The following is a 12462-nucleotide window of genomic DNA, read 5'->3' as shown; positions in this document are numbered from 1 at the left end:
CATTCTACCGAAATATCACCAACAGTTTTGCTATTCAGAGCAAAAAAAACCGGACCATTTGGTCCGGTTTGTTACAACTCGTAAGAAGATTACTCTTCGTCACCTTCAGAAGAAGATTCTGTTGGTGCTTGCGCTGTGGTCTCTTCGCTCGCTTCAGCTTCTTCGCCTTCTGGCAATTCCGCTTCTTCGATCTCTTCGATGCGCTGAAGGGCTACTACGTTTTCATCTTCACCAGTACGGATCAGCGTAACACCTTGGGTATTACGGCCCACTTGGCTCACCTCACCGACACGAGTACGAACTAACGTACCTGCATCCGTGATCATCATGAATTCATCGCCTTCTTCAACCTGTACAGCACCGACTACGCTACCGTTACGCTCAGATACCTTGATCGATACAACACCTTGGGTTGCACGGCCCTTAGTCGGGTATTCTGCTTGCTCAGTACGTTTACCGTAACCATTTTGCGTCACAGTTAGAATGTCGCCTTCGCCACGAGGAACGATCAGTGACACCACTTTATCGCCTTCAGGCAGCTTCATACCACGTACACCAGACGCTGTACGGCCCATTGCACGTACGTGCTGTTCGTTGAAACGAACCACTTTGCCTGATTGAGAGAACAGCATGATGTCTGAGTCACCGTCGGTGATATCAACACCAATCAATGAGTCATCGTCACGTAGGTTTACTGCAATCAGACCATTAGCACGTACGTTCGCAAACTGATCTAGTGAAGTCTTCTTAACGGTACCGTCACCAGTCGCCATGAAGATGTACTTGTCTGCAGAGAACTCAGATACCGGTAGGATAGCTGTGATACGTTCATCATCTTCTAGTGGAAGGATGTTAACGATTGGCTTACCACGTGCTGTGCGGCTCGCTTGTGGTAGTTGGTAAACTTTCAGACGGTAAGTCTTACCACGAGTTGAGAAACATAGAATGTTATCGTGGGTGTTCGCAACGAGCAGACGTTCGATGTAATCTTCATCTTTCATCTTAGTTGCGCTCTTACCTTTACCACCACGACGCTGTGCTTCGTAGTCGCTTAGTAGCTGATACTTAACGTAACCTTCATGAGATAGCGTTACTACAACATCTTCTTGAGCAATCAGCTCTTCCATGTCGATGTCATGGCTCGCAGCAGTGATTTCGGTACGGCGCTCATCAGCAAAACCTTCGCGAACGGCTTCTAGCTCTTCACGGATAACTTCCATCAAGCGCTCTGTGCTCGCAAGGATGTGCATTAGCTCAGCGATTTCATCAAGTAGACCTTTGTACTCGTCTAGGATCTTCTCGTGCTCAAGGCCGGTCAGTTTCTGTAGACGTAGATCTAGAATCGCTTGCGCTTGTTGTTCAGTCAGGAAGTACTGACCATCACGGATACCAAATTGCGGCTCTAGCCACTCTGGACGAGCTGCATCAGTACCAGCACGTTCTAGCATTGCTGCAACGTTACCTAGATCCCAACCACGAGAGGTTAGGCCGGCTTTCGCTTCAGCAGGGGTTGGCGCACGACGGATTAATTCAATGATCTCATCGATGTTGGCCAGTGCTAGCGCTAGACCTTCAAGGATATGAGCACGGTCACGAGCTTTGCGTAGTTCAAAGATAGTACGGCGAGTAACCACTTCACGACGGTGGTCAACGAAGCATTTCAACATCTCTTTCAGGTTGAATAGCTTAGGCTGGCCGTTGTCTAGAGCTACCATGTTGATGCCGAATGTGCTTTGTAGCTGAGTGTTTGCGTAAAGGTTGTTAAGCACCACTTCGCCCACTGCATCACGCTTACATTCGATAACAATGCGCATACCGTCTTTATCAGACTCATCACGCAGTGCACTGATGCCTTCAACACGCTTCTCTTTTACCAAGTCGGCGATCTTTTCAATCAGACGCGCTTTGTTCACTTGGTATGGGATCTCAGTAACAATGATGGTCTCTTTGCCATTCTTGTCAGCTTCTACTTCCGCTTTAGCACGCATGTAGATTTTGCCACGACCCGTTTTGTACGCATCGATGATGCCTTTACGGCCGCTGATCAATGCTGCGGTTGGGAAGTCTGGACCCGGAATATAATCGATTAGCTCATCAATAGTGATCTCTTCATTATTGATGTAAGCCAGACAGCCATCAATCACTTCACCAAGGTTGTGCGGTGGGATGTTGGTTGCCATACCTACTGCGATACCAGAAGCACCGTTCACCAATAGGTTAGGAATCTTAGTTGGAAGAACCGCTGGGATCTGCTCTGTACCATCATAGTTTGGTACGTAGTCCACGGTTTCTTTGTCTAGGTCAGCCAGAAGTTCATGGGCAATTTTCGCCATGCGAACTTCGGTGTAACGCATTGCTGCCGCTGAGTCGCCATCGATCGAGCCAAAGTTACCTTGACCATCGACTAGCATGTAACGTAGCGAGAATGGCTGCGCCATACGTACGATCGTATCGTACACCGCACTATCACCGTGTGGGTGATATTTACCGATTACGTCGCCAACAACACGGGCAGATTTTTTATATGGTTTATTCCAATCGTTGCCTAGTACATTCATCGCGAACAAAACGCGGCGGTGTACTGGTTTCAGGCCATCACGCACATCAGGAAGAGCACGACCCACGATTACAGACATCGCGTAGTCTAGGTACGAACCTCGTAGCTCATCTTCGATATTGACGGGCGTGATCTCTTTAGCTAGATCGCTCATAGAGCCATTATCCCTCTAGTGTCTCGTATTTTTTTGATACGTATAAGGTCGGAAAATATAACACACAAATCCCCTTCTCGGCATCTGTTTCCCTACGCTTTTATCAGGTTGTGAGCTCTGTTGCGATTCAATCGCCGACTATTTACACAATAAATAGCTATATGTCTGAATTTTAACCACTTCATTCATCGCCGCATTCAAGATATTAAATTGACCTTCTATAGGGAGTGAGTATAGTGAATTACCAACACAAATAAGCACAATGGATACTATGTCACAGCAAGTAAACGTCGACCCTGCCGAGATTAAGAAGTTCGAAGAAATGGCCTCACGTTGGTGGGACCTCGAAGGCGAGTTTAAACCTTTACACCAAATCAACCCGTTACGTTTAGGCTACGTGATGGACAAAAGTGGCGGTTTGTTTGGTAAAAAGGCGTTGGACGTTGGCTGTGGTGGTGGCATTCTCGCCGAAAGTATGGCCAACCAAGGTGCGCAAGTCACTGGCCTTGATATGGGCGCTGAGCCGTTAGAAGTCGCTAGGCTGCATGCTTTGGAAACTGGCACCAAGAATGTTGAATATGTGCAATGCACTGTGGAAGAGCATGCCGAACTACATCGTGGCCAGTATGATGTGGTGACTTGTATGGAGATGCTAGAGCACGTCCCTGATCCGTTGTCGGTGATTCAATCATGTTGCCAACTCGTAAAGCCAGGTGGTCACGTATTCTTCTCAACGCTTAACCGCAATATGAAATCCTACCTGTTTGCTATTGTAGGTGCCGAGCACATCATGAAGATCGTGCCTAAAGGTACTCATGATCATGGCAAGTTCATTCGCCCAGCTGAGCTAATGAAAATGATTGATCAAACAGATCTTATCGAACAGTCTATCACTGGATTGCACTACAACTTGTTGAATGATAGCTATCGTCTAGGCAGCAACGTAGATGTGAACTACATCGTCGCTACGCAAAAAAGTTTGTAGAAATTTTTCCACATGATTCAAATGTGACCCAGTGTACAAAAAGGAGGCGATTGCCTCCTTTTTTATCATTTTATTTAACTTTTGCGCACGCTTTATACAGCAAGGGCTACAGCCAAATTTACCCTAAAGATCAAGCAAAATATTTTTTTGACTGGTTAGAATTAAATCAACCTTGGAATTGACATTTTACGGCAATAAAGTTGACCTTAACTCATAGGTTAGTGACTACTTACGTTAAAGATTTAAGTCATAGGTTATCCACAAGCTATTCGTTTTATCAAACTTGAAAATCTCCCCTACACGCACTATCTTGTAACTCGCTTGCTGATGCACCACCATATATAGTGGTTATGACCTATACTTAGTGTGGATGCTGATCACAAAGCCGGCAGCAAGCCTTACAAAAATTACATATAAATACGGCTTTAACCAGTTTTCTTAGGGAAATTCGTCAGAATGAATCAACAACTGCGCGTGACCAAACGTGATGGTCGCCAAGAAATCATTGATCTGGATAAGATCCACCGCGTTATCACTTGGGCTGCGGAAGGCCTAGATAACGTTTCTGTTTCGCAAGTGGAACTAAAGTCTCATATCCAGTTTTATGATGGCATCACTACATCAGATATCCACGAAACCATTATCAAAGCAGCTGCCGATCTGATCTCAGAAGAGACGCCAGATTACCAGTACCTAGCAGCTCGCCTAGCGGTTTTCCATCTACGTAAAAAAGCGTATGGCCAATTTGAGCCACCGACGCTTTACGATCACGTTGCAAAACTTGTCGATACTGGCAAATACGATAAGCACCTATTAGAAGACTACACTCGTGAAGAGTTTGAAGTCCTTAATGGGTTTATCGATCACAGCCGTGATATGAACTTCTCTTACGCTGCAGTTAAGCAGCTAGAAGGCAAATACTTCGTCCAGAACCGTGTAAGTGGCGAAATTTATGAGAGTGCGCAGTTCCTTTACATCCTAGTTTCAGCGTGCCTATTTGCTAACTACCCGAAAGAGACTCGTCTGGATTACGTAAAGCGTTTTTATGACGCAACGTCTCAATTCAAGATTTCTCTACCAACACCAATCATGTCGGGCGTACGTACTCCGACTCGTCAGTTCAGCTCATGTGTACTGATCGAATGTGGTGATAGCCTTGATTCAATCAATGCAACGGCAAGCTCTATCGTACGTTACGTATCGCAACGCGCTGGTATCGGCATCAACGCAGGTCGTATCCGTGCACTAGGCTCTGAAATCCGTGGTGGTGAAGCTTTCCATACTGGTTGTATTCCGTTCTACAAATACTTCCAAACAGCAGTGAAATGCTGTTCTCAAGGTGGTGTTCGTGGCGGTGCGGCGACGGTATTCTACCCAATGTGGCATGGTGAAGTTCAATCACTAATGGTGCTGAAAAACAACCGTGGTGTTGAAGAGAACCGTGTTCGTCACATGGATTACGGCGTTCAACTCAATAAGCTGATGTACTCTCGCCTGATTGAAGGTGGCAACATCACACTATTCTCGCCTTCTGATGTTCCAGGTCTATACGATGCATTCTTCGAAGACCAAGAGAAATTTGAAGAGCTGTACGTGAAGTACGAACAAGACGAGTCTATTAAGAAAGAAACGGTGAAAGCGGTAGAGCTGTTCTCACTGCTTCTTCAAGAACGTGCGTCAACTGGTCGTATCTACATTCAACACGTTGACCACTGTAATACTCATAGCCCGTTTGACCCAAGTGTTGCGCCAGTACGTCAGTCAAACCTTTGCCTTGAGATCGCACTTCCAACTAAGCCTTTGGCTAACGTTGAAGATGACTCAGGTGAAATCGCACTATGTACACTGTCTGCGTTTAACCTAGGTGCTATTGAAGACCTTTCTGAGCTTAAAGAACTGTCTCAGCTAGTCGTACGTGCGCTAGATGCACTGCTAGATTACCAAGACTACCCGCTTCCAGCGGCTTACAAGTCAACGATGAACCGCCGTACTCTAGGTGTTGGTGTGATTAACTACGCTTACTACTTAGCGAAAAACGGTGTGAAATACTCTGACGGCAGCGCAAATAACCTAACTCACCGTACTTTCGAAGCGATTCAATACTACCTATTGAACGCCTCTCTAGAGCTTGCGAAAGAGCAAGGTGCGTGTCCGTCGTTCAACGAAACTAAGTACTCTCAAGGCATTTTGCCAATTGATACTTACAAGAAGTCTCTCGATGATTTCTGTGACGAACCACTGCATTACGACTGGGAAGCGCTGCGTGAAGAGATCAAGACCCACGGTCTTCGTAACTCAACACTGACGGCCTTAATGCCATCAGAGACCTCTTCTCAGATCTCAAATGCCACCAACGGCATCGAGCCACCTCGTGGCTTCGTATCGGTGAAAGCATCGAAAGACGGCATCCTGAAGCAAGTTGTGCCTGAGTACACTCGCCTAAAAGATAATTACGAGCTGCTTTGGACAATTCCTTCTAACCAAGGTTACCTACAATTGGTTGGCTTAATGCAGAAATTTGTTGACCAAGCGATCTCGGCGAATACCAACTACGACCCAAGCGTTTACCCAAGCGGTAAAGTGCCTATGAAACAGCTTATCCAAGATCTGCTGCTAACATACAAATACGGTGTTAAGACGCTTTACTACCATAATACTCGTGATGGTGCGAAAGATGAGCAATCTGGCGCAGCAGCGGCGCAAGAAGATGACTGCGCAGGCGGCGGTTGTAAGATTTAATCACTCGGTTGGAATTTATATCAACCTGAGCTAACAAAGTGCTCAGGTTGACTCTTAATTAGGAATTGGTATCCATGGCTTACAGTACTTTTACTCGTACCAAAAACGATCAACTAAAAGAACCTATGTTCCTCGGTCAACCGGTGAACGTAGCGCGTTACGATCAGCAAAAATTTGAAGTTTTTGAAAAACTTATTGAGAAGCAGCTTTCTTTCTTCTGGCGTCCAGAAGAAGTCGATGTATCAAGCGATCGCATCGACTACAACAAGCTTCCAGAGCATGAAAAGCACATCTTCATCTCGAACCTAAAGTATCAAACACTGCTAGATTCTATCCAAGGCCGTAGCCCTAACGTTGCGCTTCTGCCGTTAGTATCACTGCCAGAAGTTGAAACTTGGATTGAAACTTGGTCTTTCTCTGAGACGATTCACTCTCGTTCATACACCCATATCATCCGTAACATTGTGAATGATCCAGGTGTGGTGTTTGACGATATCGTCGAAAATGAGCACATCCTAAAGCGTGCTGAAGACATTGCTCATTACTACGATGACCTGATTCAGTTGACCAACGATTACCACCGCTACGGTGTTGGTGAACACCAAATCAATGGCGAAACAGTGAACATCAGCCTTCATGAACTGAAGAAGAAGCTTTACCTGTGTCTGATGTCGGTAAATGCTCTAGAAGCAATTCGTTTCTACGTAAGTTTCGCATGTTCATTTGCGTTTGCTGAGCGTGAGCTAATGGAAGGTAATGCGAAAATCATCAAGCTTATCGCTCGTGATGAAGCACTTCACCTCACTGGCACACAGCACATGATTAACATTTTGCGCAATGGTCAAGACGATTTCAGCTTCATGCAAATCGCAGAAGAGTGTAAACAAGAGTGCTTTGACCTATTTAAAGACGCCGCCGAACAAGAAAAAGAGTGGGCAGAATACCTATTCAAAGACGGTTCAATGATCGGCCTTAACAAGGACATCTTGTGTCAGTACGTTGAGTACATTACCAACATCCGTATGCAAGCGGTTGGCCTTGGTGTGGCTTATCCTGAAGCGACCAGCAACCCAATCCCTTGGATTAACGCTTGGTTATCATCAGATAACGTTCAAGTTGCACCTCAAGAAGCAGAGATCAGTTCTTACCTAGTCGGTCAGATTGATAACGAAGTCTCTGAAGATGACTTTGAGGACTTTGAGCTGTAATGCATTCGGTCAAAATCAATAAGATCTCAGCAATCAAATCTCAAGCATCACAGACGTTGCTCGAAGCAATGGAAAGTGCTGGGATGGAAGTTGAATACAACTGCCGCGACGGGCATTGTGGCGCATGCCGCTGCAACCTTGATGCAGGAGACGTTGAGTATGTTGGTTTTGCGATGGCATTTGTCCAGCCCAATGAAATTTTGCCCTGTATTTGTAAGGCAAAATCGGACGTTACACTGTCTAACGTCAACTACCAGTTAAAGAGAGAGCGAGCGTAACACTCCTTTTCTCAATAACCTTAAAAAGCTGAGCACCTTGGTGTTCAGCTTTTTTTGTTACGTGATCTTCCGCAAAATTTATCCTCTAAAAAGTGTGATCAGGGTGACCAGTTCTTAAATACTGGTTGACCTAGATCGACTACATAGACATTTTTGGTTAACCAATATCGTCATTTCTATATGCTCGTCATGTCCAATATGAAGTGAACGCAATATAAGGTTAACCCCCCTATGAAAAAAATATTTGCCCTTACCCCTATTGCTCTAGCTGTTATTCTTAGCGGCTGTGACGATGACTCCACTGTGAACGTAAGCGACCAAGCTAACGTCGCTTCTCGTACCGTAAACATGCTGACTGTTGATGGTTACCAATTTAAAGATCTCAACAAGAATGGCGAGCTCGATATCTATGAAGATTGGCGCAACAGCGTCAGCAAGCGTATCGATGATCTCGTTTCACAAATGACGCTGGAAGAAAAAGTCGGCATGATGCTGATCGACACTCTTAATGCGTTAGGCGAAGGCAGTGTCAGTGATTTCCACGCTGGATACGTGCAAGACCAGAAGATGAATCGTTTCATTTTCCGCAACCCAGTACTGACGCAAGACGAAGTCGACGCTATGTCTCCTGAGGAACGAAATCCAACTCAAAATCCGACTGGGTTTGGTTCAAGTGCCCCGATTAGTCCTAAAGAAGCTGCTATCTACATGAACACCATGCAAGAGATGGCAGAAAAGACTCGTTTAGGTATTCCTGTGCTGTTTAAGTCCAATGCTCGTAACCACAATGACCCTAATGCTAAACCAGGCATTAACGTCTCTGCGGGGGCTTTCTCTGAGTGGCCAAAAGAAGCCGGACTTGCCGCTACACAAGACATGGACCTGATTGCGGAGTTTTCTGGAGTAATGCAGGCAGAGTGGAATGCCATTGGCCTTCGTGGCATGTACGGGTACATGGCCGATTTGGCCACAGAACCAAGATGGTATCGAGTGCACGAAACCTTCACAGAAAACTCGGAACTTGCCTCAAATATCATCACGACTTTAGTCGAAAATCTTCAAGGTAAGGAAGTGAATGACAAGAGTATCGTACTGACCATGAAACACTTCCCTGGTGGCGGTCCTCAGTTCTTAGGTTTAGACCCACACTACATCGCAGGCCAGCACCAAACTTACCCAGGTGGTGAGACTACATTCAACAAACACTTGGCACCATTTGAGGCAGCAGTTAATGCGGGTGTTGCTTCCTTAATGCCATACTACGGAGTGGTAGGAGGCTCAGATTGGACAGCTCGCGACGGTGATAGTGAAAACAATACTCCTCTTGGTGTTGGAACCGATAAAACCACCAGCGCAGAAGTTCAGCTTGAAGAAGTGCTAAACCAAAACAATGGTGTGCTAGATACTAAACGTGTGGCGTTTAACAAATACAACAACGATACCGATGCAGGCGACCCTGTAGGTAACGTCGGTATCGCCTTCTCGAAAGGCATTTTGCAAGACTTGCTGCGTGACCAATTGGGTTTCCAAGGGGTGATCAACTCAGATACAGGCATCATTGGCGAATCTAACCAAGGTCTGGATATCGATAGCAAAAACATGCAAAACAACCGAGCTTGGGGCCTACAAGACAAAACTAAACAGCAACAGTTGATTACTGCGATTGATGCTGGCACAGACGTGCTGTCTGGGTTCCATGAAAACGCTGAGATCCGCAGCCTAGTCGAAAATGGCTTAGTGGAAGAGTCTCGCATTGATGAGTCGGTCAAACGCCTACTTAAAGTTCAGTTTGAGCTTGGTTTGTTCGAAGACCCATATGTCGATGAAGACAAAGCGAATGCTATCGTTGGCAGCGCAGACAAACAAGAAAAGGCTAAACTCGCTCAGCGTAAAGCCGTGGTTCTGTTGAAAAACGAAACCCCAGCTTCAGCTTCTGCGCCAGTGTTACCACTTGCAACAACAACCAATGGTTCGAGCACCAAATTGTTTACGCTCGGTGTTGACGTCAGTGCGGCAGAACAAGCTGGCTTTTCGGTCACAAAAGGTGACAACACCGATGGTGCCAAAGTTGCCGATGCTTCTAGCAGTGACTACGCCCTGATCCGTGTTCGTGTTACTAATAAAAATACAGGCTGGTTGGTGTTTGGTGGTTCGAGCTTTGATGAAGTGAGTGCTTTGGACTTTACCACCATGGCCCAATCAAACACTTGGGAAATCAGTCCATCACTTGACGATATTAAAGCGGTCATGAGCGAAGTTGGCGCTGAGAACACGGTACTTTCTGTCTACTTCCGCCAGCCATTTGTCATGGATGATGCTAGTGGTCTTAAAGATTCTGGAGCTATCCTAGCGACTTTCGGCTCGAAAGATGAAGCATTAATGGACGTTATCACAGGTAAGTTTAACCCAAGTGGCAAGTTACCATTTGCACTGGCAAAAACAGCACAACAAATCATCGACCAAGATTCTGATGCTGAAGGCTACCCTGATGCCAATGGCAACGACGCATCGCTATACCCATTCGGTTACGGTCTAAGTTACTCAAACTAAGCTTAACTAAAACCTATAACCACTAACCAGCAACGCCAGCAATTATGCTGGCGTTGTCTTTCGTTGCAAAGCGGTGTGCTTTATGGATTGTTCCCGTCAACTGGCAAGATCTTGCGGTGAACATCGACTGCCTAAAAATGCAGTGTTATCGAGAAGAAATTCAGCGTCATTTCGAGAAATAGGTTTATCACCCATCATATGACCGTCATCGTCAAACAGAGACATGCGATAGCCTCCGTGAGGCGTTTCTAGGCCCGATGTTGGTATCTTCACCCACATGGAAACCAAGTCGCTGCTCTTGCCGCTATGTGACTCTCCTAACAAAACTTTTTCGCCTGATACCCCGTACCAAACTTTAATCATCGTCCTTGTTATCATATCGACCTCCCACTGTTTTCACGTCGCCGTGAATCTCTAATATTAGCCAAATGATCGTCTTTGCCAAGGCTCTTTTTTGAGAAGAGTCACATTTTTTTCTTGGTGCATAATCACGCTGACAGCTTTTAGATCATGACGATCCTTCGCTCAATCCCTTAAGCACTATAGGGTACGAGCTTTTAGCCTACGACGATCGAAAAGCTCACTGGTAAATGGCAAAAAATACTAAAAAAAATCCAGCGAAAACGTCGCTGGATTCATTTTTGCATGTACTTTTTTGCTTAGATTTGGCTTGCAGGGACAAACAACTCTTTTTGTCGAGTAAAGGAGCCATACTGCCCAAACATCGGCTTAGACTCCAAATGACGTCGCAACATATCGAGCATTAAGGTCGCCATCAGAGAGCGCATCGGTTTACGAGCATACTCTCGGTTAAACGTCATCACTTGTCCCCATTCACCTTGTGGAGTCGCCAGCGCAACGGCGAATGTACCCTCTTCTATCAAACCACACGCCAACCCGAAATCTGACTTACCGTTATCACGACACGCTCCCGCCAATGCCAATGCTGCGGCTAGCGGTTCTTTGTCTGCTATTTGGGTGGTCATTGCAGGGCTCATGATCCAGCCTAGGCGAATTCGCTCTGCAAGCTCATCGTTGTCGTGAAGCCAATTAGCAAGAAATCCTCCCGAAGCTTGCTCAGCGACAGAAAGCGTCGTGTTTGACTCGTTCATTAAGTTGGCCACATTATCTAGCATTGGCTCATCCACGCTAACCACCGCATCTTCTAGATGGCTGTAGATTATCTTTAGCCACTGCATGCGAGTGACCATATCATCCGCTGGGCCAAAGAGTTTTACCTCAATAAACGGCAAGTAAGATCGATAACCTAGCTGATACTCACTAGGCAGCTTCAATAAATCGAGCTTGTCAGAAATGCCAGATTCAGACATACCGAAGGTATAGATTCTGCTGCATTCATGAACATCAATATCGGTATATTGTTCTGCGAGCCTTGGCAGGATTTCTCCTTGTACCATGTGTTTAAATTCACTCGGTACGCCTGGAGTAAAAAACATTTTAGCTTTACCAATGACCATCTCAAAACCGCAAGCGGTGCCAATTGGGTTGTCTAGAATACTGGCTTCTTTTGGCAGCATGGCTTGCTTGAGATTGCTTTCTGGCATCTTAAGTCCTCTCGCCTCAAACTTGCCTTCCATCGCAATCAGCCACTCTTTAAACAGCACAAGGGAAGAATTTGCCGCAGTTGCCGCACAGGCGGCAGAGAGATCATCTGTGGTTGGGCCCAATCCACCGTTAACTATTACCACATCAAATCTATTACCCAATGATTGCAGTTCTTCAACCAAAGACTGGTGTTGATCACCCACGGTAGCTCGGTAGCTCAGTTCATATCCATGCTCGTAAAACAGCGCCGATAACCATGATGCATTGGTGTCATCTATGTCTCCGTGTAGAACTTCTTCACCTGTACTAAGCATCGCTATTTTTATCATAAGGACCAACCCTGGAATTCATGTGAGGAATATTTGTGAACTCAGCACAAAATTCGACGTAAAATCTTGTATTTTATTAGTATTAACATGCAAACT

8 protein-coding genes are annotated in these 12462 nt (G+C 45.7%); 5 read left to right on the top strand and 3 right to left on the bottom strand.

Annotated features, from left to right (window positions below; genetic code table 11):
* Positions 1–89 precede the first annotated feature (89 nt).
* The gene (gyrA, locus tag J4N39_RS06090; protein WP_252023092.1) at positions 90–2711 is read right to left on the bottom strand and encodes a DNA topoisomerase (ATP-hydrolyzing) subunit A; all 2622 of its coding nucleotides are present in this window, start codon (positions 2709–2711) and stop codon (positions 90–92) included.
* Positions 2712–2982: 271 nt separating this feature from the next.
* Between gyrA and ubiG the strand changes: the two genes are divergently transcribed.
* The 5 genes from ubiG (at position 2983) to J4N39_RS06065 (ending at position 10471) form a co-directional block, all read left to right on the top strand.
* Positions 2983–3696 carry a bifunctional 2-polyprenyl-6-hydroxyphenol methylase/3-demethylubiquinol 3-O-methyltransferase UbiG gene (gene ubiG, locus J4N39_RS06085; RefSeq protein ID WP_252023091.1) on the top strand — a complete coding sequence of 238 codons (714 nt, stop codon included), beginning with the start codon at positions 2983–2985 and terminating at the stop codon, positions 3694–3696.
* A 456-nt stretch (positions 3697–4152) separates the two neighbouring features.
* The gene (gene nrdA / locus J4N39_RS06080; protein ID WP_252023090.1) at positions 4153–6435 is read left to right on the top strand and encodes a class 1a ribonucleoside-diphosphate reductase subunit alpha; all 2283 of its coding nucleotides are present in this window, start codon (positions 4153–4155) and stop codon (positions 6433–6435) included.
* Positions 6436–6509: 74 nt separating this feature from the next.
* Entirely contained in the window at positions 6510–7643 is a 1134-nt protein-coding gene (nrdB, locus tag J4N39_RS06075; RefSeq protein WP_252023089.1) for a class Ia ribonucleoside-diphosphate reductase subunit beta, read from the top strand.
* Positions 7643–7921, top strand: coding sequence for a class I ribonucleotide reductase maintenance protein YfaE (gene yfaE / locus J4N39_RS06070; RefSeq protein WP_252023088.1), 279 nt, complete (start codon positions 7643–7645; stop codon positions 7919–7921). The genes nrdB and yfaE overlap by 1 nt, the downstream gene beginning before the upstream one ends.
* Before the next feature lie 231 nt (positions 7922–8152).
* Entirely contained in the window at positions 8153–10471 is a 2319-nt protein-coding gene (locus tag J4N39_RS06065) for a glycoside hydrolase family 3 protein (protein WP_252023087.1), read from the top strand.
* Positions 10472–10567: 96 nt separating this feature from the next.
* On the opposite strand, the gene J4N39_RS06060 is transcribed toward J4N39_RS06065, so the two are convergent.
* Positions 10568–10849: a hypothetical protein gene (locus tag J4N39_RS06060; RefSeq protein WP_252023085.1), complete on the bottom strand. Its 282-nt coding sequence runs from the start codon at positions 10847–10849 to the stop codon at positions 10568–10570.
* A 281-nt stretch (positions 10850–11130) separates the two neighbouring features.
* Positions 11131–12366 carry a CinA family nicotinamide mononucleotide deamidase-related protein gene (locus J4N39_RS06055; protein WP_252023083.1) on the bottom strand — a complete coding sequence of 412 codons (1236 nt, stop codon included), beginning with the start codon at positions 12364–12366 and terminating at the stop codon, positions 11131–11133.
* Between the last annotated feature and the right edge of the window lie 96 nt (positions 12367–12462).

Origin of the sequence: Vibrio sp. SCSIO 43136, from assembly GCF_023716565.1 — a bacterium.
GTDB lineage: Bacteria > Pseudomonadota > Gammaproteobacteria > Enterobacterales > Vibrionaceae > Vibrio.
Note: the sequence above shows the minus strand (reverse complement) of the source record. Positions and strands in the feature narration are given on the sequence as shown.

Coding starts and splice junctions, on each gene's coding strand:
- gyrA (WP_252023092.1), bottom strand. CDS start 2,711: ATGAGCGATCTAGCTAAAGAGATCACGCCCGTCAATATCGAAGATGAG.
- ubiG (WP_252023091.1), top strand. CDS start 2,983: ATGTCACAGCAAGTAAACGTCGACCCTGCCGAGATTAAGAAGTTCGAA.
- nrdA (WP_252023090.1), top strand. CDS start 4,153: ATGAATCAACAACTGCGCGTGACCAAACGTGATGGTCGCCAAGAAATC.
- nrdB (WP_252023089.1), top strand. CDS start 6,510: ATGGCTTACAGTACTTTTACTCGTACCAAAAACGATCAACTAAAAGAA.
- yfaE (WP_252023088.1), top strand. CDS start 7,643: ATGCATTCGGTCAAAATCAATAAGATCTCAGCAATCAAATCTCAAGCA.
- J4N39_RS06065 (WP_252023087.1), top strand. CDS start 8,153: ATGAAAAAAATATTTGCCCTTACCCCTATTGCTCTAGCTGTTATTCTT.
- J4N39_RS06060 (WP_252023085.1), bottom strand. CDS start 10,849: ATGATAACAAGGACGATGATTAAAGTTTGGTACGGGGTATCAGGCGAA.
- J4N39_RS06055 (WP_252023083.1), bottom strand. CDS start 12,366: ATGATAAAAATAGCGATGCTTAGTACAGGTGAAGAAGTTCTACACGGA.